The organism is Nocardia sp. NPDC058518, from assembly GCF_042719655.1.
Classification (GTDB): Bacteria; Actinomycetota; Actinomycetes; order Mycobacteriales; family Mycobacteriaceae; genus Nocardia.
The window spans coordinates 17,371-41,233 of sequence record NZ_JBHXNJ010000012.1; the positions used below are offsets into that span (position 1 = coordinate 17,371).

The 23,863-nt window shown below is 66.7% G+C and carries 28 protein-coding genes; 15 read left to right on the forward strand and 13 right to left on the reverse strand.

Going from position 1 to position 23,863, the window contains the following annotated elements:
* Positions 1–36 precede the first annotated feature (36 nt).
* Together ACFWPX_RS20785 and ACFWPX_RS20790 are read left to right on the forward strand one after the other, a co-directional pair.
* Complete coding sequence (locus ACFWPX_RS20785) at positions 37–369, forward strand: ArsR/SmtB family transcription factor (protein WP_378913259.1); 333 nt, start codon at positions 37–39, stop codon at positions 367–369.
* Positions 366–845, forward strand: coding sequence for an SRPBCC family protein (locus ACFWPX_RS20790; RefSeq protein ID WP_378913260.1), 480 nt, complete (start codon positions 366–368; stop codon positions 843–845). The genes ACFWPX_RS20785 and ACFWPX_RS20790 overlap by 4 nt, the downstream gene beginning before the upstream one ends.
* Before the next feature lie 63 nt (positions 846–908).
* On the opposite strand, the gene ACFWPX_RS20795 is transcribed toward ACFWPX_RS20790, so the two are convergent.
* From ACFWPX_RS20795 to ACFWPX_RS20815, 5 genes are all read right to left on the reverse strand, one after another.
* On the reverse strand, positions 909–1,889 hold the full coding sequence (locus ACFWPX_RS20795; protein WP_378928849.1) for a pirin family protein: 981 nt from the start codon (positions 1,887–1,889) through the stop codon (positions 909–911).
* Between the two features lie 5 nt (positions 1,890–1,894).
* Complete coding sequence (locus ACFWPX_RS20800; protein WP_378913261.1) at positions 1,895–2,212, reverse strand: GNAT family N-acetyltransferase; 318 nt, start codon at positions 2,210–2,212, stop codon at positions 1,895–1,897.
* A 10-nt stretch (positions 2,213–2,222) separates the two neighbouring features.
* A complete protein-coding gene (locus ACFWPX_RS20805) occupies positions 2,223–3,239 on the reverse strand; it encodes an aldo/keto reductase (RefSeq protein ID WP_378928754.1) in 1,017 nt (338 codons plus the stop codon).
* A complete protein-coding gene (locus ACFWPX_RS20810; protein WP_378928755.1) occupies positions 3,236–3,697 on the reverse strand; it encodes a MerR family transcriptional regulator in 462 nt (153 codons plus the stop codon). The genes ACFWPX_RS20805 and ACFWPX_RS20810 overlap by 4 nt, the downstream gene beginning before the upstream one ends.
* Before the next feature lie 88 nt (positions 3,698–3,785).
* On the reverse strand, positions 3,786–4,154 hold the full coding sequence (locus tag ACFWPX_RS20815) for a VOC family protein (RefSeq protein ID WP_378913264.1): 369 nt from the start codon (positions 4,152–4,154) through the stop codon (positions 3,786–3,788).
* 106 nt (positions 4,155–4,260) lie between these two features.
* Between ACFWPX_RS20815 and ACFWPX_RS20820 the strand changes: the two genes are divergently transcribed.
* Entirely contained in the window at positions 4,261–4,464 is a 204-nt protein-coding gene (locus ACFWPX_RS20820) for a hypothetical protein (protein WP_378913265.1), read from the forward strand.
* Between the two features lie 13 nt (positions 4,465–4,477).
* Here ACFWPX_RS20820 and ACFWPX_RS20825 read toward each other — a convergent pair whose 3' ends face one another.
* Positions 4,478–4,969: a SixA phosphatase family protein gene (locus ACFWPX_RS20825; RefSeq protein WP_378913266.1), complete on the reverse strand. Its 492-nt coding sequence runs from the start codon at positions 4,967–4,969 to the stop codon at positions 4,478–4,480.
* Positions 4,970–5,125: 156 nt separating this feature from the next.
* Between ACFWPX_RS20825 and ACFWPX_RS20830 the strand changes: the two genes are divergently transcribed.
* Positions 5,126–6,793 (forward strand): FAD-dependent oxidoreductase, encoded by a 1,668-nt coding sequence (locus ACFWPX_RS20830; RefSeq protein ID WP_378928756.1) that lies wholly within the window; start codon positions 5,126–5,128, stop codon positions 6,791–6,793.
* A 35-nt stretch (positions 6,794–6,828) separates the two neighbouring features.
* Here ACFWPX_RS20830 and ACFWPX_RS20835 read toward each other — a convergent pair whose 3' ends face one another.
* Complete coding sequence (locus ACFWPX_RS20835; RefSeq protein ID WP_378913268.1) at positions 6,829–7,602, reverse strand: acyl-[acyl-carrier-protein] thioesterase; 774 nt, start codon at positions 7,600–7,602, stop codon at positions 6,829–6,831.
* A 189-nt stretch (positions 7,603–7,791) separates the two neighbouring features.
* Between ACFWPX_RS20835 and ACFWPX_RS20840 the strand changes: the two genes are divergently transcribed.
* The 3 genes from ACFWPX_RS20840 to ACFWPX_RS20850 all read left to right on the forward strand — a co-directional run bounded on the left by ACFWPX_RS20840 (position 7,792) and on the right by ACFWPX_RS20850 (position 12,107).
* A complete protein-coding gene (locus ACFWPX_RS20840; RefSeq protein WP_378928757.1) occupies positions 7,792–9,903 on the forward strand; it encodes a protein kinase in 2,112 nt (703 codons plus the stop codon).
* A 54-nt stretch (positions 9,904–9,957) separates the two neighbouring features.
* On the forward strand, positions 9,958–10,932 hold the full coding sequence (locus ACFWPX_RS20845) for an NADPH:quinone oxidoreductase family protein (protein ID WP_378913270.1): 975 nt from the start codon (positions 9,958–9,960) through the stop codon (positions 10,930–10,932).
* A gap of 62 nt (positions 10,933–10,994) precedes the next feature.
* Positions 10,995–12,107: a winged helix DNA-binding domain-containing protein gene (locus tag ACFWPX_RS20850; RefSeq protein WP_378928758.1), complete on the forward strand. Its 1,113-nt coding sequence runs from the start codon at positions 10,995–10,997 to the stop codon at positions 12,105–12,107.
* A 7-nt stretch (positions 12,108–12,114) separates the two neighbouring features.
* On the opposite strand, the gene ACFWPX_RS20855 is transcribed toward ACFWPX_RS20850, so the two are convergent.
* The 4 genes from ACFWPX_RS20855 to ACFWPX_RS20870 form a co-directional block, all read right to left on the reverse strand.
* Complete coding sequence (locus ACFWPX_RS20855; RefSeq protein WP_378928759.1) at positions 12,115–12,237, reverse strand: hypothetical protein; 123 nt, start codon at positions 12,235–12,237, stop codon at positions 12,115–12,117.
* A 131-nt stretch (positions 12,238–12,368) separates the two neighbouring features.
* Complete coding sequence (locus tag ACFWPX_RS20860) at positions 12,369–13,658, reverse strand: lipase family protein (RefSeq protein WP_378928760.1); 1,290 nt, start codon at positions 13,656–13,658, stop codon at positions 12,369–12,371.
* Positions 13,659–13,816: 158 nt separating this feature from the next.
* Complete coding sequence (locus ACFWPX_RS20865; protein WP_378928761.1) at positions 13,817–14,461, reverse strand: TetR/AcrR family transcriptional regulator; 645 nt, start codon at positions 14,459–14,461, stop codon at positions 13,817–13,819.
* Positions 14,462–14,471: 10 nt separating this feature from the next.
* Positions 14,472–14,993, reverse strand: coding sequence for an Lrp/AsnC family transcriptional regulator (locus ACFWPX_RS20870; RefSeq protein ID WP_378913275.1), 522 nt, complete (start codon positions 14,991–14,993; stop codon positions 14,472–14,474).
* A gap of 132 nt (positions 14,994–15,125) precedes the next feature.
* Here ACFWPX_RS20870 and hppD point away from each other — a divergent pair, with 132 nt between their 5' ends.
* The 7 genes from hppD (at position 15,126) to tuf (ending at position 21,950) form a co-directional block, all read left to right on the forward strand.
* Positions 15,126–16,268, forward strand: a complete 1,143-nt coding sequence (gene hppD / locus ACFWPX_RS20875) for a 4-hydroxyphenylpyruvate dioxygenase (RefSeq protein WP_378913276.1) — start codon at positions 15,126–15,128, stop codon at positions 16,266–16,268.
* Positions 16,269–16,299: 31 nt separating this feature from the next.
* The gene (locus tag ACFWPX_RS20880; RefSeq protein ID WP_378913277.1) at positions 16,300–16,827 is read left to right on the forward strand and encodes a DUF3558 domain-containing protein; all 528 of its coding nucleotides are present in this window, start codon (positions 16,300–16,302) and stop codon (positions 16,825–16,827) included.
* Positions 16,824–17,369 (forward strand): DUF3558 domain-containing protein, encoded by a 546-nt coding sequence (locus ACFWPX_RS20885; RefSeq protein ID WP_378928763.1) that lies wholly within the window; start codon positions 16,824–16,826, stop codon positions 17,367–17,369. The genes ACFWPX_RS20880 and ACFWPX_RS20885 overlap by 4 nt, the downstream gene beginning before the upstream one ends.
* 272 nt (positions 17,370–17,641) lie before the next feature.
* On the forward strand, positions 17,642–18,016 hold the full coding sequence (gene rpsL, locus ACFWPX_RS20890) for a 30S ribosomal protein S12 (RefSeq protein ID WP_056814220.1): 375 nt from the start codon (positions 17,642–17,644) through the stop codon (positions 18,014–18,016).
* A 1-nt stretch (position 18,017) separates the two neighbouring features.
* Positions 18,018–18,488 (forward strand): 30S ribosomal protein S7, encoded by a 471-nt coding sequence (rpsG, locus tag ACFWPX_RS20895; protein ID WP_056814216.1) that lies wholly within the window; start codon positions 18,018–18,020, stop codon positions 18,486–18,488.
* A 33-nt stretch (positions 18,489–18,521) separates the two neighbouring features.
* Positions 18,522–20,624: an elongation factor G gene (gene fusA / locus ACFWPX_RS20900; RefSeq protein ID WP_067449655.1), complete on the forward strand. Its 2,103-nt coding sequence runs from the start codon at positions 18,522–18,524 to the stop codon at positions 20,622–20,624.
* Positions 20,625–20,759: 135 nt separating this feature from the next.
* Positions 20,760–21,950 carry an elongation factor Tu gene (gene tuf, locus ACFWPX_RS20905; RefSeq protein ID WP_056814209.1) on the forward strand — a complete coding sequence of 397 codons (1,191 nt, stop codon included), beginning with the start codon at positions 20,760–20,762 and terminating at the stop codon, positions 21,948–21,950.
* A gap of 74 nt (positions 21,951–22,024) precedes the next feature.
* Here the strand turns inward: tuf and ACFWPX_RS20910 are convergent, their stop codons facing one another.
* On the reverse strand, positions 22,025–22,372 hold the full coding sequence (locus ACFWPX_RS20910; RefSeq protein ID WP_378928764.1) for a nitroreductase/quinone reductase family protein: 348 nt from the start codon (positions 22,370–22,372) through the stop codon (positions 22,025–22,027).
* 125 nt (positions 22,373–22,497) lie between these two features.
* Here ACFWPX_RS20910 and ACFWPX_RS20915 point away from each other — a divergent pair, with 125 nt between their 5' ends.
* A complete protein-coding gene (locus tag ACFWPX_RS20915; protein ID WP_378928765.1) occupies positions 22,498–23,319 on the forward strand; it encodes an alpha/beta fold hydrolase in 822 nt (273 codons plus the stop codon).
* Position 23,320: 1 nt separating this feature from the next.
* On the opposite strand, the gene ACFWPX_RS20920 is transcribed toward ACFWPX_RS20915, so the two are convergent.
* Positions 23,321–23,752, reverse strand: a complete 432-nt coding sequence (locus ACFWPX_RS20920) for a PPOX class F420-dependent oxidoreductase (RefSeq protein ID WP_378913283.1) — start codon at positions 23,750–23,752, stop codon at positions 23,321–23,323.
* Between the last annotated feature and the right edge of the window lie 111 nt (positions 23,753–23,863).

Genomic DNA, 23,863 nt, shown 5'->3' on the forward strand with positions numbered 1-23,863 from the left:
TTGACCAGATGGGACCGCTGCATAATACTGAACTAGATGGTTCAGTATGACTTCCTAGACGCCTCGTTCGGGGCGCTCGCGGACCCCACACGGCGGGGCATCCTCGAGCAGCTCGGACGTGGGCCCGCGAGTATCAGCGAGTTGGCCGAGCGGTTCGAGATGACCCTGACCGGCATCAAGAAGCACATCGGGTTGCTCGAGGACGCGGGCATGGTGGTCACCGAGAAGCGTGGGCGGGTGCGGTACTGCCGCATCTCCGAGCGCGTCTTCGATCGTGAGGTGGCCTGGATGCAGGGTTATCGGCAGATGCTCGAGGCCCGGATGGACCGTCTCGGTGAATTCCTGCAACGAACGGAGCCAGAGCAATGAGTACAACCACCAATGACGCGGTCATCACCTCCACCTCGGACCGCGAAGTCCACATCGAACGCGATTTCGACGCGCCGCTGGACCGGGTGTGGGACGCCTACAGCCGCATCGAGCAGCTCTCGCGCTGGTGGGGCCGTGGACACGTAGTCGACGTCGAGCGCTGGGAGTTCCGCAAGGGCGGGCACTGGCGGTTCGTCGAACACGACGGCGACGAGTCCTACGGATTCGAAGGCCGCTTCCGCGAGATCACCCCGAAGGAACGCATCGTGCAGTCCTTCGAATGGGACGGCATGCCCGCCCACATCAGCATCGACTCGACCACCTTCACCGATCTCGGCGACGGCCGCACCAGGGTCGCCACCGACAGCATCTTCCACACGGCCGAGGAATGCGCCGGCATGCTCGACTCGGGCATGGAGGTCGGCCTCAACGACAGCTACCGCGCCCTCGACGCCCTGCTGGCCGGCGGTCGCTGAACGCGCGAACCCGATGCGGCGCCGGGGAGCCCGCATCGGGTTCCCGCGTGGTCTGATCCCGGGTCAGAGGTGAGTGCAGCCGGTCGCTCGCTTGCGTGGCTTCAAACGCAACGGAGGCAGGGGCGGGGCGGGTATCCGCTCGTCGGGGGAATGGCCGACGACGGTGGGAAAGCGACTGGTATCGCGGGCTTCCCACGCCGCACGGGCATCGACGATCTCCTCGTGACTGCGTGCGACGAAGTTCCACCACATCACGAGTTCCTCGGCGAAGGGTTCGCCACCGACCAGCGCGAAATGCGCGCCGTCGGAGCTGGAAAGGCGCAGTTCGGCGCGGTCGGTGCCCAGATACAGCAGCGGCCCTGGGGTGAGTTCGGTGCCGTCGATCGTCACCGTGCCCTCGATCACCAGCACGGCGTGCTCGAACGCGCGATCCAGCGGGAGCGACACCTCGGCGTCGGGATCGAGCACGATGTCGGCCCCGACGATCGGTGTGTAGGCCTTCGCGGGTGAGGCGACACCGCCCAGCGCGCCGATCAGCACGGTGGCGCGCAGTCCCGGCGCTGCGTAGGTCGGCAGTTCGCGATGCTGCTCGAAGTGCGGGTCGATGCCGGTGGCGGTGCCGGGCAGCGCGATCCACAACTGGAGGCCGTGGCCCGCTTCGGCGCCGGGCACGCCGAACTCCGAATGCGCGATGCCGCGACCGGAGGTCATCAGGTTCAGCTGTCCCGGCTCGATCTCGACGTCGGAGCCGACCGAATCGCGATGCCGGATGCGGCCGTCGAGCGGCCAGGTCACCGTCTGCAAGCCGATGTGGGGGTGCGGCAGGATGTCGGGGGAGGCGCCGGCCTCGGTCGCGGCGGCCGAACCGAACCGGTCGAGGAAACACCACGCACCGACGGTCGGCAGATCCCGTTGCGGCAGTGTGCGTTCCACGTACACCCCGCGCACCCCGCCGAGCGGGACCTCCCTGGCCGGATACAACTCGGCGATCGGACCCGGGCGCGGCGACGGCTCACACAGCGACTCGTCCGGGTCGACCTCCATGTCGCTCACGGCAGGATGCCCTTGCCCACCACATGCGCGTCGTACTCGGGGTGTTTGTCCAGCCAGCCGCGGATGAACGGGCAGTGCGCGGTGATGGTGCGACCGCGCGCGATCACGTCCTCGACGGCCTGGCGGGCGAGTACCCCGCCGAGCCCTTTGCCCGCGAACGCGTCGTCGATCTCGGTGTGGATGAAATCGGTGTCGTTGTCGCGCTCGATGTACTCGGCGAAGCCGGCGAGCTCGTCATCGAGGAACACGTCGTAGCGGTTCTTCTCCACGTTGCGCACGACGCGGCGCTGCGGATCGGCGGTGGCATCGGTCATGGCCGCGATCCTATTCGCGCCCGGCCGAGGTGAACGACATATCCGCGTACCGGGCGCCTGCCACGTGTCCGGCGATCGGTTCCAGCGTCGCCAGTTCGTCGGATGACAGACGCACGGACGCCGCGGCGACGTTGTCGGCCAGCCTGGTCCGCTTGCGGGTACCGGGGATCGGCACCACGGACACGTTGTGCGCACCCGCCCTCGCATGCACCCACGCGAGGGCGACTTGGGCCTGGGTGATGTCGTGCGCCGCCGCGATCGCGGCCAACGGCGCGAGCAATTCGGCGTTGTGCTCGGCGTTGTCGCCGGTGAAGCGAGGCTGGAACCGACGGAAGTCCTTGTCGCTCAGATCTTTCGCCGAGGTGAACGCGCCCGTGAGAAAACCGCGACCCAGCGGCGAGTACGGAACGAACGTCACACCCAGTTCGGCCGCGGCGGGCACCGCGGTGCGTTCCACGTCGCGGGAGAACAGCGACCATTCCGACTGCAGTGCCGCGATCGGGTGCACCGCGTGCGCGGCGCGCAGCTCGTCACCGGTCACCTCGGACAACCCCAGCGCCCGCACCTTGCCCGCCGCGACGAGTTCGGCCATCGCGGCGACGGTCTCCTCGATCGGCACCGCGGGATCGCGCCGGTGCATGTAGTACAGGTCGATCGTGTCGACGCCGAGCCTGCGCAGGCTGGCCTCGACCGACGCGCGGATGTAGGCGGGGGAGTTGTCGAAGCCGCGGAAGGACGGGTCGTCGGCCTTGCGCACGATGCCGAATTTCGTGGCGATCAGCAGGTTTTCGCGGTTGGCGCGGACGAAATCGGCCAGGAATTCCTCGTTGTGGCCGGAGCCGTACACATCGGCGGTGTCGAACAGGGTGACGCCGAGTTCGAGTGCGTGGTCGAGGGTGGCCCGCGATTCGGCCGCATCGGTATCACCGTAGAACTCGCTGATGCCCATGCAGCCCAGCCCCTGGGTACCGACCAGCGGTCCGTCGGTGCCGAGAGTGGTGGTCGGCAGTGTCGCGGTGGTGCTCATGTGTCGCTTCCTTCGTTCGTGTGCACGGTGATCGTGGCGGGACGGACCACATCGGATCGGCCTTCGTAGATGGCGATCTTGTAGTCGAGAACGGCCACGGTCTGTCGCAGCTCCGCGATTTTGTCGAGCACGTCGGATCGGGTCTGCCGGAACATCTCCAGCCGCTCCGGGTAGGTCTGCTCACCTGCCCGTACCAGTTCGGCGTAGCGGATCATGTCGGCCACCGGCATGCCGGTCAGGCGCAGCCGCCCGATCAGCGCCAGCCACTCCAGGTCGCGGTCGCTGAACCGGCGGTTGCCGGTGTGATCGCGACCGATGTAGCCCATCAGCCCGATCCGCTCGTACCAGCGCAAGGTGTCGCGGCTCAGGCCCGATTGCTGCGCCACCTGGCCGATCGAATACCTCGGGCGCTCGTGCTCGTCGTCGCTGTCGGCGCGTAGCGCTGCGTCCTGATCCATCGTGCTCGTCCCTTCCCGTGGAACTTCCTCAGACGCTATCCACCTGGAGTGCACTCCAAGCAAGACCTATTCTCACGGGCGGGCGAATTCAGCTGTAGTTCGGCAGCTCCTGGATAGCCCACTTGTTGCCGTCGGGGTCGGCGAAGAAGGTGAACCGGCCCCAGCCCATGTCCTCGACGGGGGTGGCTTCCACGCCTGCCGCGATCAGCTGTTCATAGGCCTTGTCGGCGCTGGCCACGACCATCTGCATGCCCTCGACACTGCCCGGCGCGGCGCTGGTGAGCCCGCGCCCGATGCAGATCGAACATCCCGAACCCGGCGGAGTGAGCTGCACGAACCGGATCTCCGGGCTCGGTGTGTGGTCGTGATCGGCGTTGAAGCCGATGCTGGTGTAGAAATCCTTGGCCCGGTCGACATCGGTGACCGGGATGGCAACGAGTTCGATTTTCCATTCCATGCGGTCAAGCATCGTTGCGGGGTCCGACAGAAACAAGGCGCGGATCACATGTCCGTGCGCGCCAAGCGTGTGTACCGGGGTGCCGCAGAAACGTAGTGTGGATCACATGGCTGGTAAGGACATCGACCGCGTCAGGGCCCGCTCGGCTTGGGAAACGGTCAAGGAGAGCCCGGTGATCACCGCGATCGCGGTGGCGCCGGTGGTACTCGTGCTAGGCGTGGTCTGGGCGCTGACGAACGGATTCGTCGCGTTCCTGCTCCTCGCGCTGCTGGGGGTGGGCATCGTCGTCGGCGGCAAGTTGCTGAAGTGAGCCACCGCGTGACTCAGCGCGGGACGTGGAATGACGTGAGTTCGCCCGTTCCGGGGCCCAGTTGTGCCCACGGCCGGTCGAATTCGAGCACGGCCAGCGCCGAGGTGGGGAACTTGCGGCTGAGTTCGGTCGCCTGATCGGATTCGCGGTTGCTCGCCAGTTCCCACGCGGTCCAGGGGATCCCTGGAACGTGGCCGACGACGAGCAGCGTCGAGATCGAGTCGTCGGTGAGCCCGATCAGTTCCATCAGGGTGTGCGGGTTCGCGTCGTAGATGTCGTCGGTGTACTCGACCGGCGCCGTGATGCCGGTGGCGGCCAGCGTCTGCCTGGTGCGCTCGGCCGTCGAGCAGCGCACGGCGTCGATCGGCGGCTGGGAGGCGCGCAGCCAGGCGCCGGCCAGCGCCGCTTCGCGCTCGCCACGCGGTGCCAGCGGGCGGGCGTGGTCGTCGACATTGTCGGGGTAGGCCGATTTTCCGTGCCGCATCAAGATCAGGGTCGCCACCATGAGACCACCGTAATCCTGGGCAGCGGTGAGGTCGCGGTCACACTCGAGGCACACTGAAAGGTGCGTCACCGATGATGTGCCCGCGGCTCACCCGCCGCGGGCCCGTCCCGGCGGCGCCTCGAGCCACCGACCACACATTTCGAGGATCTGCACCCTATGGCCTACGTCATCACGCAGCGTTGTTGCAACGACGCCAGCTGCGTCACCGAATGCCCGGTCGACTGCATCCGCCCGACTCCGGATCAACCGGAGTTCGCCACGGCGGAGATGCTGTACATCGACCCTGACACCTGCATCGACTGCGGTGCCTGCGTCGACGCGTGCCCGGTGGACGCGATCTTCTCCGAGGACGACCTGCTCGCCTCGCTGGCCAGGTATCGCGAGATCAACGCGGCCTACTTCCAGCGCCACCCGCTCGAGTCGAACTTCGACCCGCTGAGCACGCCTGCCCGCCCGCCCAAGAGTCTGGGCACGCTGCGGGTCGCGATCGTCGGTGCGGGCCCCGCGGCCTGCTACGCCGCCGACGAACTGCTGCGGCGCAGCGACGTCGAGATCGAGATGTTCGACCGGCTACCGACCCCGTGGGGTCTGGTGCGCGCGGGCGTCGCCCCCGATCACGCGGGTACCAAGGGCGTCGCCGAGATGTTCGAGTCGGCGTTCCGTCGCGACTCGCTGCAGTACTACCTCAATGTCGAGGTCGGTGAGCACATCGATCACCAGGAGCTCCTCGACCACCACCACGCGGTGATCTACGCCGTCGGTGCCTCGAGCGACCGCTCGCTCGACATCCCCGGCGAGGACCTGCCCGGCAGCCACTCGGCCACCGAGTTCGTGGCCTGGTACAACGGCCACCCCGATTTCGCCGACCGCGAGTTCGACCTCTCCGGCGAGCGCGCGGTGATCGTCGGCAACGGCAACGTCGCCCTCGATGTGGCGCGCGTGCTCACCGGTGACCCCGACGAGCTCGCCAAGACCGATATCGCCGACCACACGCTGGACGCCCTGCGCCGCAGCAAGATTCGCGAGGTCGTGATCCTCGGTCGGCGCGGCCCGCTGCAGGCCGCCTACAGTTCGCCGGAGTTCCTGGCGCTCACCCATCGCAACGGCGTCGATGTGATCGTCGACCCCGCCGATGTCGAACTCGACCCGCACAGCCGTGCGGTGCTCGACGATCCGAACATCGAACCCTCGTTGCGCCTGAAGTACGAACTCGCGCAAGAGTATTCGACGGCGAAGTCCGACCCGGCGAACAAGCGGATCGTCTTCCGCTACCTCGCCGCGCCGACCGCGGTGCACGGCACCGACGCGGTCACCGCGATCGAGTTCGCGCACAACGAATTGACCGAGGAGAACGGGCAATTGGTGGCCACCGCCACCGACCGCACCGAAACCATCGACACCGGACTGGTACTGCGCGCGATCGGCTACCGCGGCGTGCCCGTCGCAGGCCTGCCCTTCGACGAGCGCCGCGGCACGGTGCCCAGCGAGCACGGCCGGGTCCTCGATGCGACCGAGCCCGTCCCCGGCGTCTATGTCTCCGGCTGGATCAAGCGCGGCCCGCGCGGGGTGATCGGCTCCAACCGGGTCGATGCCGAGGAAACCGTCGAAGCGGTGATCGCCGACTTCATCGCGGGCAAACTCACCGCACCGACCGGCGACCGGGCCGCCCTGCGCGCACTGCTCGCGCAGCGTCAGCCCGATCTGGTCGACCGCAAGGGCTGGAAGACCATCGACCAGGCCGAGAAGACCGCGGGCAAGGCGGCAGGCAGGCCGCGGGTCAAGTTCACGACCCGCGCCGACCTCCTCAAGGCCGCGAAGGGGTAGTAGCCGATGGCCCCGGTCCCTAGATGGGTCCGGGGCTATTGGGGGAGCGGCATGATTCTGACGACGGTCGTGGTGACGCCGCCGACCACGAACCACAGCCGCAGCACCGTTTGCCCGTTCCGGTCACCCGGTTCGTGGCGGGCGCGCACGGTGATGTGCTCGCGGGCCAGCACCGGTGCCACGTACTCGATCACGGCGCGGTGCGGTCCGGCGACCAGCTTCGGGAAGTCGACGAGGAACTGTTCGACGGCCTGCCAGTAGCAGGCATTGTTGACGTGGTTGTACTGGTCGATATCGGTGGCGCGGACCGGGAACGGCAGGTCGGTATCGCTCTCGCGCGGCGCCGGATCGGTGAGATAGGGCCGCCAGCGCAGGCGATGCTCGTCGGTGGATCGGGCCAGGTAGGCAAGGCCGTCGTCGCTGATCCGGGCGGGCAGATTGCTCGATTCGCTGAGGTTGATCCAGAATCCCTCGGTCTCGATCAGCCCGCCGCGTTCGCTGGTGATCCGCGTGCGCATGTTCGTCCACCGGGTGGACATCGACGAACACCAGCGCTCGAGATGCACGTGATCGGGCCAGACGACCGGGCGGATCACGTCGATGACGGTGCGGCGCACGATCCAGGTGGGATCGGTGAGATGCAGAGCCGTCTGATTCAGCTCGTCCCAGGCGATATCGGACAGGTAGCGCGCCACGGCATCCAGGCGCAGTCGTTGATAAGGATCCACGTCGCCGGCCCGGACAGGCCACGCCGTGGCGAAACCCGTGCCCTCCTCGGGAAGCGGGGCCAGTGGCTGATCGAGTGACACGTGTGCTCCTTGCGCGGCACACCAGGGTGCGCCGCGACTTCTTGCGTAGTTCTGTAGACGACTTTACGGGTCGCAGATCACACCCTCGCGGCGAGTCGGGACTAGGGGTACCAGGTGACGATCACCAAGGGGGTAGGAGCGCGGTTGTCCTACATGACAGACCTATCCGCGCCCAGGTAGCCTGCTTGAATGGCCGGCGGAGCAATGGCGGGCTCGATGTTCGGGCGCTATGAAATTCGCAGACTTATCGGAGTCGGCGGTATGGGGGAGGTCTACGAGGCCTACGACACCTCCAAGAATCGTGTTGTCGCCCTCAAGATGCTCAACCGCGAACTCGCCACCGACCCCACCTTCGTGCAGCGCTTCCGCCGCGAATCGCACGCGATGGCGAGCGTGCAGGAACCGCACGTCATCCCGGTGCACGACTGGGGCGAGGTCGACGGCGTCCTGTATATCGACATGCGCCTGGTCAAGGGCGTCGATCTCAAGGAGCGGCTCCAGCAGTACGGCAAGCTCACCCCCGTCGAGGCGGTGCAGGTGATCGAGCAGATCGCGTTCGCGCTCGATGCCGCGCACGAGGCAGGCCTGGTCCATCGCGACGTGAAACCGGCCAACATCCTGCTCACCGGCAACCTGTTCGCCTATCTGGTCGACTTCGGCATCGCCCACGCCGCCACCGATCCGCAGCTCACCAGCGCGGGCAGCGCGGTCGGTTCCATGGCGTACATGGCGCCGGAGCGGTTCGAGAGCGTGCCGATGTCGGCGTCGGTGGACACCTACGCGCTCACCTGTGTGCTCTACGAATCGCTGGTCGGCCGGGTGCCGTTCCCGGTGAACAGCCTCGCGGGCGCGATCGGCTCGCATCAGATGGCGCCCGCTCCGCGCCCCAGCGCCGCCGATCCCACGCTCACCACCTTCGACCCGGTTATCGAGCGCGGCATGGCCAAGCGCCCCGACCAGCGCTACGCCTCGCCCATCGACCTGGCCCGTGCCGCCAGAGCCGCGCTGATCCAGGCCGAGCGCTCCACTCCCGCAACGGTATCCGGCCCTCGAATCGAGATCACCGGCCCGCAGACGCCACCGCACCGCTCCGACGTTCCGCCGTCCCCACCGACGACCCGCGGCTCCGCTGTCGTCCCAGCCGACTCACAACTCCCGCCGACCCGGGACTCTGCGGCTCTTTCGCGCGACTCGCAACCCCTGCCGACCCGGGACTCCGCGGCTCTGCCGCGCGACTCGCACCCTGCTCGGGACCCTGCGGCGTTTTCGCCCGACTCGCAGTCGCCCCCGACTCGGGACTCGGCGGCCCTCTCGCGCGACTCGCACTCGCCGCCGACCCGTGGCGCGGCTGCCGTCCCGGCAGACTCACAGTCCCCGCCGACTCGCGCCTCCGCGGCCCTGTCGGCCGAGTCGTCGCCGGCAACCCGTGCTTCGGCGGCTTTCTCCGCCGGATCGCTGTCGTCGCCGACAACTCGAGGGCCGGCCCGATCCGCGACCGGTGCCGGTTCATTCACCCCGATACCTCGCGTCACGGGTCCGCAACCCGCGGAACCGAATTCGACGCGTCGCGTGACAGGCCCACAATCGGCCGAACCGCAGCCGATGCGTCGCGTGACCGAACCCCGGCCCACACGCGCGGCAGGACACGAGTCCACGGTCGTTCGGGCATCACAACGGGTGGTCGGTCCCAGCCAGGGGAGTGGGTACACCCATCCATCGGCGCCGATACCGATTCCCCCGCAACGTAATTCGGCGACACCATTGCTGGTCGGCGCGCTGGGCTCGCTGATCGCGCTGGCGGCGGTCGGCATCGGGGTGTGGTTCATGATGAGCGTCGATGACCGTCGCAACGTGGCCGTCCCGCCATCGCTCGATTCCGGCGTCGTCGAACCGTCCGTGATCGACACCGCGAGCCAGACGTATGCCTCCACAGCACAGTTGCCCACCGAAACCACCGTCCCGCCGCTGCGGTCGAGTGTCACCGGCGCCGACGGTCAGGGCTTCCTTTCTGGAGGCCCGCGCTGTCATGACAACGACGCCGCGATGTCCATCGCCCGCACCACCCAATCGCGAGTGGTCATCTGCCACACCGGTGATCAGCGCTATTACTACAAGGGTGTCCGGGTCAATGACGGCGCCGTCATCACGCTCAACGATCCGGTGCCCAACGGCGACGGCTCGTTCATCGCGACCAACTACACCGACGGCACCCAGTACCTGCTCAGTGCCGACGGTCTCACCATCACCGTTCCAGGTAAACCGCCGTTCAGCGAAACGGTGACCGAGTTCGCCCATCGTTGAACCGCTCGCCGGGTTATGTTCGCGGGTGAATGTCATCGCAGAGAGGTGTCGGAAATGCGCGCAGCCCAGATCGGCAAGTTGGACGGACCGTCGGCGATCGAGATCGTCGAGCTGCCCGAGCCCGTGGCCTATCCGGGCGGTGTCCTGATCGACGTGCACGCCGCGGGCATCGCCTTCCCCGATGTGCTGATGACGCGCGGTCTCTATCAGATGAAGCCGGGCCTGCCTTTCGTCGTCGGCGGCGAGGTGGCCGGGGTCGTGCGCGAGGCACCGGAGGGGTCGTCGCTGCGCCCCGGCGACCGGGTCGCAGCGCTGACCATGCTGGGCAACGGTGTCGCCGAGGTGGCGGTGTCGCCCGAGCACGCCGTGTTCGCGCTGCCCGACAACATCTCCCTCGAAGCGGGCGCGGGCGTGCTGTTCAACGACCTCACCGTCCACTTCTGCCTGACCAAGCGCGGCAGGCTGGCCGAGGGCGAGACGGTCCTGGTGCACGGCGCGGCAGGCGGGGTCGGCACCTCCACCCTGCGGATGGCCAAGGCGCTCGGCGCGGGCCGGGTGATCGCGGTGGTGAGCACCGACGAGAAAGCTCAGGTGGCCAAGGCCAATGGCGCCACCGACGTAGTACTCACCGACGGCTGGCTCGCCGCGGTGAAGGAGCTGACCGGCGGGCGCGGCGTCGATATCGTCCTCGACCCGGTCGGTGGCGACCGCTTCACCGATAGCGTGCGCTCGCTGGCGGGCGGCGGCAGGCTGCTGGTCGTCGGCTTCACCGCGGGGGAGATCCCGACGGTGAAGGTGAATCGCCTGCTGCTCAAGAACGTGGAGGTCGTCGGTGCCGCCTGGGGCGAATGGGTGATGACCCATCCCACCTACCTCGCCGAACAGTGGTCCGAGATCGCGCCGCTGCTCGCCTCCGGCGCGATTCCCGCCCCCGATCCGGTGCTGTACCCGCTGGAGAGCACCGCCGAAGCCGTTGCGGCACTGGATAACCGGACCGCCACCGGCAAGGTGGTCGTGCAGCTGCGCTGACCCGGATGTCAGCGGTCGGCGGTAATGTCGGCGGATCATCGCGGGCCGACGGAGGAACTCGAATGCAGCTGTCGAATCGAACGCTCAACCGGACCTTGCTGGCCCGGCAGCATCTGCTGGAGCGCTCCACGCTGACCGCCGCCCAGATGTGTGACCATCTGATCGGTTTGCAGGCGCAAGACGTACCGCCACCGTTCGTCGGGTTATGGAGTCGGATAGCCGATTTCGATGCCGCGACGGTGACGAACGGCCTCGATGACCGGTCACTCGTCCGGATCACCTTGATGCGCGGCACGATTCACCTCGTCACGCCGCCGGACGCGCTGCGCATCGCACCCCACATCCAGCCGGTTCTGGAAAACGCGCCGTTCCGTAAGGGTTTCAACTTCGGCGCGATGGTCGGCCTCGACCCCGACGAGGTGCGTGCGCACGGTGAGGCGGCGCTGGGCGACGAACCGATGTCGACGGCGGACCTGCGCGCCGCAGCCACCCGCTGCTACTCCGACCGCGACCCCGGTGCCGTCATGCAGACCTGGCTGTACCAACTCCCCGTCCTGCAAACGCCGCCGCGCGGCCGCTGGCGCGACAACAGCCGCCCGGTCTGGTCGCGAATCCAGCCCTGGCTGGGCGCACCACTCGACCCGACCTACCCGGCATCGGAACTGATCCTGCGCTACCTGCGCGCGTTCGGTCCCGCGAGCACGATGGACATGCAGGCCTGGTCACGGCTGCCTGCCATGAAGCAGGCCGTCACCGAACTCGGCGACCGGGTCCGCACCTACACCGACGACCGCGGCCGCACCCTTTACGACGCAGCCGACCTCGAACTCGCCGATCCCGACCTGCCGGCCCCCGTCCGGCTGCTCGGTTGGTTCGACAACGCCCTGCTCTCGCACAAGGACCGCTCCCGCATCGTCGGCGACACCTCCGCACCGCCCCTGCGCACCTTCACGACCAATGTCTCGCCGATCCTGATCGACGGTTTCCTTGCCGGGATGTACAAGATCTTCGTCAACGGTGGCACCGCCCGGCTGTGCGTCAGCCCGAATCGTGACTGGACGAAAGCCGAAGCGGCGCAGGTGGAACCGGAGGCGGTGGCGCTGCTGGCCTTCCTCGAACCCGAGAGCGAGCCGGTCGTGGAGATCCTGGCACCGGGTGCGGACCTGCGCCCGTGACAGCGCCTTAACGTCGAGGCAACACACCGAGCAGAGCTGGACACCCGCCGTCGACGACGACCGCATCCGCGATGTGCTCGCGGTCCGCGCCGTCCTCGACGGTCTCGCCGCCGCCGAGGCGCACGTGCACGGCCTGCTCACCAGGCTCGCCCGGCAGTGACCCCGTCGGCTACTTGACGCCGATCGGCTTGCCGAAGAACGACGCGAACGTCTCGCCGAAGGTGGCGGCCAGCAGGCTCAGACCCTCCGGGTTCAGCGCCATCAGCGTGTCGTCCTTGATGCTGCATCCCGCCTCGGCGGGTACTCCGTCAGGCGGTCACGGACCCAGAGCAGGGCGGTGGCGACACCGGACAGCTGGGTGGTGATGTGCTCGCCGAGGTGCTCGCGGGTGTAGCGGACCTGGGCATCGGGGTTCTGGCAGTAGGTGTCGACCAGGGTGTTCACCGGGCCGACCGGAATCAGCTCATCGGGGTTGGCGTTCCAGATGAACATCGGCATATCCGGCAGGGACTTACCCATGCGCGTCTTGTCGAGCACATCGCGGACGACGGGGTGCTCCAACGGATCACCCGGTACTCGCAGCATCCCGGTGATGTTCAGGAACGGGAAAAGGATGGTGTTGTACTGGACGCACAGCTTGCCCTTCACCTGCGCCAGCGCCTGGCCGAACGGATCGAGGTCGCGGTTCAGCAGGTCGGCGAACTCCGGATACTCGCGGGCGAGCCCGAGGATGGCCGCCATGATCATGCCCGACCACAGCTGGTTGTTGCCGACCTCCACGATGGCTCCGAGGTCGGCGGGTACACCGCCCTCGGCGGCGCCGACGATGTTGAGTTCCGGGGCGTAGCTCTGCTTCAGCTCCGCCGCGTGACCGGTCGCGATCGCGCCGCCGGAGTAGCCGAACAGCGCGGCGCGCACGTCGGGTGAGAGTCGCATCTGTTCGAAGTTCTCGGCGGCGCGGATGCCGTCGAGGGTGATTCGGCCTGCGAGCGGCCCGGCCGCGAAGGCGTCGTCGGGCCCCTGATGGTCGGGAATCACCACGCCCCAGCCCTGCTGCACCGCGCCCTGGGCGATCACGAACTCCGCCGGTGTGACGATCTGGCCGGCCAGCGCGGCCACCGACCACTGCTGCATGGCGTAGGACGGTGCACAGTATCCGGCGAGCGAGTCTTCCGCGCCCTGCATCGACAGCAGTTTGTCGGGCGCTGATCCCCGCGGTTTCAAGACGGTCGCGACCGCGGCGATCGCTTCGTCACGGCTGTTGTTCGATCGGTAGGACAGTTGCCAGGCATCGACGTTCACCGGAATCAAGCCAAGGTTCGCCACGTTCACTTGCCGCGCGGCGATGATCTCGCCGGGAGCCTTTCCGGCGAACAGCTCCGGGGACGGGCGGTAGAAGCCCGGATCCAGCTCGGGCGGCAGCGGGACCGCCGCGGTCGGCTGCACGACGACCGGGTCGGCTGCCACCGGTGTCGCCGTGAACACCGTCAGAGTCGCGATTCCCGCTGCTAGACCGGCAAAGCCGCGAGAAATCCGTTTCGAGGAGGTCACGCCTCGCTCCATCCACTCCTGAGTCAGACACCAGCGTCTAACATTTCGATCACTATGACACAGCAGTGATGCCCGTCTCAAATGTTCGCGCGAATGCGCTGGCTCACTCGCCGGCTCGGGTACGTGAGATCCGGCGTGCCCGGCCGAGGCCGGGGCAGCTACATCAGGCTGATGAGGAAGAGGGTGAGGACCTCGACGAGGTCGTCGAGTTCGGCGCGCGCCGCAGCGGGCCCGCCGGTCGGGTCGCCGGTACTCCACTGATGCACCAGCGCCATCAATGCGCCGATGAAACCCGTTGCGCCGGCGCGATATCCGCCCGCCGGAACGAAATCCTGCCCGAGCGTCCGTCGCAACTCCGCGGTGAAGAACTGCACCCAGATCTCACGCTGTTCGACCCGATGCTTCTCCACGCCCGCGCTCACGCCGACGATCTCGACGAACGACACCCGGGCGCGCCGAGGATCGCTGCCGATCGACTCGGCATAGGCGCGCACCGCGATTCGCGCCCGGGTGGCCGCGTCCGCATCGGTGACCGCTGCCAGCGCCTCGGTCACGGCGAGCCGGGCGTCGGCCTGGATCAGGTCGTAGACCGCGAGCAGCAACATCTCACGGTTGTCGAAGTGTTCATAGAACTGCGCGCGCGCCAATCCGGCGGCCTTGCACACTCCGGTGATGGAGCTGCCCTGGTAGCCGTGCTCGCCGAACACGGCGAGCCCGGCGGCGATGAACTGTGCCCGTCGATCCGCCCGGCGATCATCGACCGGGCGGCCGTCATAGACTCGAGAGGAGCTGCTCGCCGTCACAGCGGCAACCCTAGCGGGGGTGCTCGGTCCGATAGGCGGGCGCCTTCGCGGTACCCGAGGGGGCCAGGGTACGCAGCAGCGGCATGGTGCGGCGCGCGATCACCGTCGACAACACGACCACGCTGTGCGACCGCACCACCGACCCGGTCCGGTCGATGCTCAGCAACACCGACTGCAACCCGGCGTGTGAATCGGCCCCGATCCGGCACAGCACGTCACCGGACCCGGTCGTCGCGTACGCCTCGACCACCCCCGGAATCGCCGCGAGCTCCGCGCTCACCAGGTCGAGCGCTCCCTGCGCGATCTCCAAGGTCACGAACGCCTGGACATCGAAACCCGCTGCGGTGACATCGATCTGTGGGTCGTAGGAGGCGATCACCCCGGATTCCTCCATCCGGTTGATCCGCGCCTGCACCGTGGCCCGCGCGACCTTCGTCCGCCGCGACAGCTCGAGAATTCCGGCCTTCTGGAACTCGTGCATCGCGGTGAGGATCGCCAGGTCGAGCTCATCCAGTTTCGCGGGCGTGCGCATGAGAAGACCTCCATGTCCGGTTGCTATTCAAATTGTCCACCATTTGTGCGCATTCGGTGGCTTCTCGAGCCAGCCTGTTCAGGCAAATATGGGGTAGTTGCCCACCTGTGGCATGACGCGATTTCCTAGGTCATGACCATTGAGCAGCAGCTCGTCGGGCTGATCGAGCACGACGACAGTGTCGATCCGTTTCCGGTGATCGGGTGGGACGCACTCGTCTGGGTTGTCGGCAACGCGACCCAGAGCGCCCACTTCCTGCAATCCGCGTTCGGCATGCGACTCGAGGCATATTCGGGGCCGGAGACCGGCAATCGCGACCACAAGTCGTTCGTGCTGCGCAGCGGGGGAGCGCGGTTCGTGATCACCGGCGCGGTCGACCCCGACAGCCCACTCGTCGCACACCACGACCGCCACGGCGACGGCATCGTCGATATCGCGCTCGAGGTCCCCGACGTGGACCGCTGCATCGCCTGGGCCCGCGAGCACGGTGCGACGATCCTCGTCGAACCCCATGACGAGACCGACGAATTCGGCACCGTCCGCTCCGCCGCACTCGCCACCTACGGCGACACCAGACACACCCTCATCGACCGCTCCGATTACGTCGGCCCCTATCTCCCCGGCTATATCGCGCGCACCTCCACCCGTGAGCCGGGCAAGCGCGTGTTCCAGGCGATCGACCACGTGGTCGGCAATGTCGAACTCGGCATGATGGACCGCTGGGTCGACTTCTACCGCGGCGTCATGGGATTCACGAACATGGCCGAGTTCGTCGGCGACGACATCGCCACCGAGTACTCCGCGCTGATGAGCAAGGTCGTCGCCAACGGCAACCACCGCGTGAAGTTCCCGCTCAACGAACCGGCGGTGGGCCGCAAGCGTTCTCAGATCGACGAGTACCTCGAGTTCTACCGCGGCCCCGGCGTCCAGCACATCGCCCTGGCCACCGGCGACATCCTCACCACCGTCGACGCCCTGCGCGCCGAGGGCGTCGAATTCCTGCAAACTCCCGACACCTATTACGAGGACCCGGAATTGCGCGCCAGGATCGGTGCCGTGCGGGTCCCGGTCGGCGAACTCCAGCGCCGAGGCATCCTGGTCGATCGCGACGAGGACGGCTACCTCCTGCAGATCTTCACCCGCCCTCTCACCGATCGACCCACCGTCTTCTTCGAACTCATCGAGCGACACGGCTCACTCGGTTTCGGAAAAGGCAACTTCAAGGCCCTTTTTCAGGCCATCGAACGCGAACAGGAGGCCCGCGGCAACCTGTGACCGGACCGCGCCGCCGGTTAGAGTTCATGGCATGCGGATCCCCTCGGCGATCATCACCGGCATGACCTTGGTCGTCATGCTGACGTCGTGCGGATCGGGGGGCGACTCCGATACGCCGACAGGGCCAAATCGACCACCACCGAAGGTCGCCTCACTCGGCCCCTTCGTCGGCGAGTGCGGTCACGTCACCGACGACGAAGTGCGCACCCTGGCCGGCCTCGGCCAGATCGCGAGGGTCTACAAGAACGCGACCGGCTGCAACTGGCAGGCGGCCGGATTATCTTCGCCCAGCGTCACTTTCGCCTCCTACCGTGGCAGTCCGATCGAACGTGAGAAGGCATGGGTGTCCAACGTCGGCCGCGCACCGGAGACCGTCGACGTCGGCGGCCACCCCGGCTTCCAGGCACTCGCGCCGGAGGGCACTGTCTGCGACTTCGCCGTGCAACTCGACGACGACTTCTTCGAATGGTCGATATCCACCGGCCTCTTCGCCACCGGCGGGAACCCGTGCGACCGGACCAGGAAACTGGCCGAGCTGACCGTGGGACGGCTGAAGTGAGGGCGGGCGGGATCGCCGTCGCCGCGCTGATGCTCACCCTCGCGCTGGCGGGCTGCGGCCAGAAGATCGAGGGCACCGCCCAGCCGCTGGGCCAGGGTGGCGGCGGGGAGTCGATCAACACCGACTTCGACAAGCTACTGCGCGAGTGCGAGGTGGTGGCCCCCGACAAGATCGGCGAGATCGTCGGCAACGCCAAGATCGTCGGTGCCTCCTTCAGCGGTGCCGTCTGCATGTGGGACGTCGAGGACGCACCTGGTGGGGGAGCCATGGTCAGCCTCAACTGGTACGAGATGGGTACCCTGAACAACGAGAAGACCACCAACGACAAGCTGGGCTACCTCTCCGGCGACATCACCGTGCAGGGCCGCAGGGCGCTGCAGGTGCGTCGGCCGGGCGACAACGACTCCTGCGGCGTCACCGCACCGGCCGCCGATGTCGGCGTCGTCGGCTGGTGGATCAACTACCGGCCCGGCTCGGCTCACCCCGATCCGTGCGCGGGCGCCCAGAAATTGGTCGAGCTGACTCTGGATCTCGCCCGGTAGAAGGCTTGACGCGGCCCCCCGCTTTGACCCCGAATCGGGCAGGTGGGTATCGTAGATCCCTGTGCCCGGATTGCTACGGGCAAGTTCGTGTGTGAACGTAGGCCAGCGAAAGCGGCCGATACGTTCCAACGTGCCTTGAAAAGGGCACTGAGCGCCACCGCGACACGCCCGACCACGGGTTAACGGAAACGTGGTCTGACGTGCGAGTGAAAGCTCGATGAACTGCAAGACACTGCACACCAAGCGCAATTACCAATAAGGAAAGCCGGTCTATGCCAACCATCAACCAGCTGGTCCGCAAGGGTCGCCGCGACAAGGTCACCAAGACCAAGACTGCGGCCCTGAAGGGGAGCCCGCAGCGTCGTGGCGTGTGCACTCGCGTGTACACCACCACCCCCAAGAAGCCGAACTCCGCGCTCCGTAAGGTCGCGCGTGTTCGCCTGACCAGCGCGATCGAGGTCACGGCGTACATCCCCGGTGAAGGCCACAACCTGCAGGAGCACTCCATGGTGCTCGTTCGCGGCGGTCGTGTGAAGGACCTTCCTGGTGTCCGTTACAAGATCATCCGTGGATCGCTCGACACCCAGGGCGTGAAGAACCGCAAGCAGGCGCGCAGCCGCTACGGCGCCAAGAAGGAGAAGAGCTGATATGCCACGCAAGGGCCCCGCACCCAAGCGTCCGCTGATCAACGACCCGGTCTACGGGTCCCCGCTGGTCACTCAGCTGGTCAACAAGATCCTGATGGACGGCAAGAAGTCCACCGCCGAGCGCATCGTCTACGGCGCACTCGAGCAGGCGCGTGAGAAGACCGGCACCGATCCGGTCGTCACCCTCAAGCGCGCGCTGGACAACGTCAAGCCCGCCCTCGAGGTGAAGCCCCGTCGTGTCGGTGGCGCCACCTACCAGGTGCCGGTCGAGGTCCGTCCGGGCCGCGCCAACACCCTCGCGCTGCGCTGGCTGGTCAGCTACTCCCGCGCCCGTCGCGAGAAGACCATGGTCGAGCGTCTCGCCAACGAGCTCCTCGATGCCAGCAACGGCCTCGGTGCCGCCGTGAAGCGTCGCGAGGACACCCACAAGATGGCCGAGTCGAACCGGGCCTTCGCGCACTACCGCTGGTGATTGCCCGGCCCGTCACTTAAAAGGGAGAATTTCGTGGCACAGGACGTGCTCACCGACCTGAACAAGGTCCGCAACATCGGCATCATGGCCCACATCGATGCGGGCAAGACCACCACGACCGAACGCATCCTGTTCTACACCGGTATCACGTACAAGATCGGTGAAGTTCACGATGGCGCGGCCACGATGGACTGGATGGAGCAGGAGCAGGAGCGTGGTATCACCATCACCTCCGCGGCTACCACCTGTTTCTGGAAAGACAACCAGATCAACATCATCGACACCCCCGGGCACGTCGACTTCACCGTCGAGGTGGAGCGTTCGCTCCGCGTGCTCGATGGTGCGGTCGCGGTGTTCGACGGCAAAGAGGGTGTCGAGCCCCAGTCCGAGCAGGTGTGGCGTCAGGCCGACAAGTACGACGTGCCGCGTATCTGCTTCGTGAACAAGATGGACAAGCTCGGTGCGGATTTCTACTTCACCGTGCAGACCATCAAGGACCGTCTCGGCGCTCGCCCGCTCGTGATCCAGCTGCCGATCGGCGCTGAGAACGACTTCGAGGGCATCGTCGACCTGGTCGAGAACAACGCCAAGGTCTGGAAGGGCGAGACCAAGCTCGGCGAAGAGTACGAAGTCGTCGCGATTCCGGCCGACCTCGAGGAGAAGGCCGCGCAGTACCGTCAGGAACTGCTCGAGACCGTCGCCGAGTCCGACGAGGCACTGCTCGAGAAGTTCTTCGGTGGCGAGGATCTCACCATCGAGGAGATCAAGGGCGCCATCCGCAAGATGACGGTCAACTCCGAGCTGTACCCGGTGCTGTGTGGTTCCGCGTTCAAGAACAAGGGCGTTCAGCCCATGCTCGACGCGGTCATCGATTACCTCCCTTCCCCGCTGGACGTCGAGGCCACCACCGGCCACGTGCCCAACAAGGAAGAAGAGCTGATCACCCGCAAGCCGAACGTCGACGAGCCGTTCGCGGCGCTGGCGTTCAAGATCGCGGTGCACCCGTTCTTCGGTGAACTCACCTACGTGCGCGTGTACTCGGGTCAGGTCGCCTCCGGCGCCCAGGTCGTCAACTCGACCAAGGGCAAGAAGGAGCGTCTGGGCAAGCTGTTCCAGATGCACTCCAACAAGGAGATGCCGGTCGCCACGGCGTCGGCAGGCCACATCTACGCGGTCATCGGCCTGAAGGACACCACCACCGGTGACACCCTGTCCGACGCGCAGAACCAGGTCGTCCTCGAGTCGATGACCTTCCCGGATCCGGTCATCGAGGTCTCGATCGAGCCCAAGACCAAGTCCGACCAGGAGAAGCTCGGCACCGCGATCCAGAAGCTGGCGCGCGAAGACCCGACGTTCTCGGTCAAGCTCGACCAGGAGACCGGCCAGACCGTCATCGGCGGCATGGGCGAGCTCCACCTCGACATCCTCGTCGACCGTATGCGTCGCGAGTTCAAGGTCGAGGCCAACGTCGGCAAGCCGCAGGTGGCCTACCGCGAGACCATCACCAAGAAGGTCGAAAAGCACGAGTTCACCCACAAGAAGCAGACGGGTGGCTCCGGCCAGTTCGCGAAGGTCATCATCGCCCTCGAGCCGTTCGTCGGCGAAGACGGCGCGACCTACGAGTTCGAGAACAAGGTCTCCGGTGGTCGCGTGCCCCGTGAGTACATCCCGTCGGTCGACGCGGGCGCCCAGGATGCCATGCAGTACGGCGTGCTCGCCGGCTACCCGCTGGTGAACCTGAAGGTCAGCCTGCTCGACGGCGCGTACCACGACGTCGACTCCTCGGAAATGGCGTTCAAGATCGCGGGTTCGCAGGCCCTCAAGGAAGCGGCCCGTAAGGCCGGTCCGGTGATTCTCGAGCCGCTCATGGCGGTCGAGGTCATCACGCCCGAGGAATACATGGGCGACGTGATCGGCGACCTCAACTCCCGCCGTGGCCAGATTCAGGCCATGGAGGAACGCAGTGGTGCCCGTGTCGTCAAGGCGCTGGTTCCGCTCTCGGAGATGTTCGGTTACATCGGTGACCTGCGGTCCAAGACCCAGGGTCGCGCGAACTACTCCATGGTGTTCGCCCAGTACGCGGAGGTTCCGGCCAACGTGTCCAAGGAGATCATCGCTAAGGCGACCGGCGAATAAAACCCTCTTGCGGTCCAGTGACACACTGGACCGCAAGTGCTGGACGTCAAGAAGAAACCCGATCCCCACCCCCAGTGGGGATGACCATACGCACTGCTGCAAATGCACGCACCAACAAGTCCAGGAGGACCCAAAGTGGCGAAGGCGAAGTTCGAGCGGACGAAGCCGCACGTCAACATCGGCACCATCGGTCACGTCGACCACGGCAAGACCACGCTGACTGCAGCGATCACCAAGGTGCTGGCTGACAAGTTCCCGACCCTGAACGACGCGTTCGCGTTCGATCAGATCGACAAGGCGCCGGAGGAGAAGGCTCGTGGTATCACGATCAACATCTCCCACGTCGAGTACCAGACGGAGAAGCGCCACTACGCGCACGTCGACGCCCCGGGTCACGCGGACTACATCAAGAACATGATCACCGGTGCGGCGCAGATGGACGGCGCCATCCTGGTGGTCGCGGCCACCGATGGCCCGATGCCGCAGACTCGCGAGCACGTGCTGCTCGCCCGTCAGGTCGGCGTGCCCTACATCCTGGTCGCGCTGAACAAGTCGGACATGGTCGACGACGAGGAAATCCTCGAGCTCGTCGAGATGGAGGTCCGCGAACTGCTGGCCTCGCAGGAATTCGACGAGGACGCGCCGGTCGTGCGTGTCTCCGGTCTGAAGGCCCTCGAGGGCGACGAGAAGTGGGCCGAGGCCATCGTCGAGCTCATGCAGGCCGTCGACGACTCGATCCCGGACCCGGTCCGCGAGACCGAGCTCCCGTTCCTGATGCCCGTTGAGGACGTCTTCACGATCACCGGTCGTGGCACCGTCGTCACCGGTCGCGTCGAGCGCGGCATCGTCAACGTGAACGAGGAGGTGGAAATCGTCGGCATCAAGGAGAAGTCGACCAAGACCACCGTCACCGGCATCGAGATGTTCCGCAAGCTGCTCGACCAGGGCCAGGCGGGCGACAACGTCGGCCTGCTGGTTCGTGGCATCAAGCGCGAAGATGTCGAGCGTGGCCAGGTTGTCGTCAAGCCGGGCACCACGACTCCCCACACGGAGTTCGAGGGCCAGGCGTACATCCTGTCGAAGGACGAGGGCGGCCGCCACACCCCGTTCTTCAACAACTACCGCCCGCAGTTCTACTTCCGTACCACGGACGTGACCGGCGTCGTTACCCTCCCCGAGGGCACCGAGATGGTCATGCCCGGCGACAATACCGAGATGCTGGTCAAGCTGATCCAGCCGGTCGCCATGGACGAAGGCCTGCGCTTCGCGATCCGCGAAGGTGGCCGCACCGTCGGTGCCGGTCGCGTCACGAAGATCATCAAGTGAGTCTGTAGACCCACTGCACAACCCGAACGGCGTCGCTCCCCTGGGAGCGGCGCCGTTCGGCGTTTCCGTGCGAGCTACTCCGGTCGGAAGCGGACGGAGACTCCGCCGCGGTCGTCTCGGGTCGCTATGGCGTGGCCGGGGTGGTCGATGCCGTCGATGCGGAGGGTGGCGGGGGCGCCTTCGCCCAGGAAGTTGCGCCACCAGCTCTTCTTGTCCGGCATGGCCACGCCGATGAGGTATTCGTCGCCGGAGCGGCGGTAGTTGACGGGGGTGCTGATGGTGCGGCCGGAGCGGCGGCCGACGTAGGTGATCTGGGCGAAGGCCTTGCCGAGTAGTTTGCCGATGACGGGTGCCTCGGTCAGGGCGACCACGCCCGTGTTGAACGCGCCGACACCGCGGCGCAGCAGCGATTGTTGTCCCATCGGATTCTCCTGTAGTCGACGAACCGCCAGCCTACCGACGGTGGATGACGTCGCAGGTCATCGTGGTTGTCGGTGGTGCTCGGTAGCGTTGGGGCGCTAACGCATTCGACAGGATCGGAGACGTCATGGGCAGGGCTGCGCTCGAACGGGAATTGGATGTCAGCGAGGGGGTGCTCGAACACGGGATGCCCTATCTCGCGTTCGGGTCGGGGCGGCCGCTGGTGTTCTTGCGGTGGTTCACGCCCGACCATGCCAATCCGCGTGGCTGGCTGCGGTCCAGCGAGATCAAGACGATGCTGCCGTTGGCCAGGAGCTTCCGGGTGTACGCGGTCAATCGCGCGCCGGGGATGACGGCAGGCACCTCGATGGCCGATATCGCGCAGGCGCACGCGCAAGCCCTGCGCGCCGAATTCGACGCTCCCGTAGACGTTCTCGGCATTTCCTCGGGCGGTTCGGTAGCGCTGCAACTCGCCGCCGACCATCCGTCCGCCGTGCGCCGACTGGTGATCGCCTCCTCCGCCTACCGGCTCGACCAGGCCGCGCGCACGTCGCAGATGAACTACGCGCAGGCCGCGGCCGCGGGCAAGCGGTCCCTGCACCACCTGGCAACCCAGGGCATCGAATCGCCATTGAAGGCCCGCCTCGTCGGCGCGATGGCCTGGCTGGCGGACCCGCTGCTTCGCCCGAAGAACCCCGCCGACACCCTCGCCTTCGTGCAGGCCGAAGATGCCTTCGACCTGACCGACCGCCTCACCGACATCACCGCCCCCACGCTGGTCGTCGCCGGCGAACGCGACGAGTTCTACGACCAATCCTCGTTCCGCTACACCGCCGAAGGCATCCCCGATTCCCGCCTGATCATCTACCCCGCCACCACCCATCTGGGTGCGATCAAACACGCCAGGTTCGCCCCAGACGTCACCGAATTCCTTTCCGCGACAACTTGACTCAGCGAATCTTGGCCCCGTAGACGTGCTCTACGGACAACGCCATGAGTACCCGCCGGTCCGAGACCATGACCTCGCGATACTCGTTCCAGTCGGGATGCTCGCCCGCCGCTGCCCGGTAGTAGTCGACCAATGCCTCGACTTCCGGTCCATTCGGATCGGTACCGGGACCGGTCAATGTCGCGGTGCCTTCGGCGGTGGCCCACGACCATCCGTCGGCGCTGGTGACCTCGATGGCGGCGCGCGGATCGCGACGGAGGTTGACCGTCTTGGCGCGCCCTTCGGTCATGGAGACGTAGATGATGCCCGCCGCGCGGTCGTAGTACGGGGTGACGGGGGAGAGCTGGGGGCGGCCGTCGGACTTGATGGTGGCGAGGATGCCGATGCGGGAGTCGGCGATGAGGGCGTGCAGGTCGAGTGGGGTTTCGGGCATCGGTCGGCTCCTAGTGGTTGCGGGGCTGCTCGTTGTGACGAACCGTGGTGGTGGCGTGTTTATGCCCGGCGGCGAAAATCCGGTCGACAGCGCGACGTCTCCTCGCGTAGA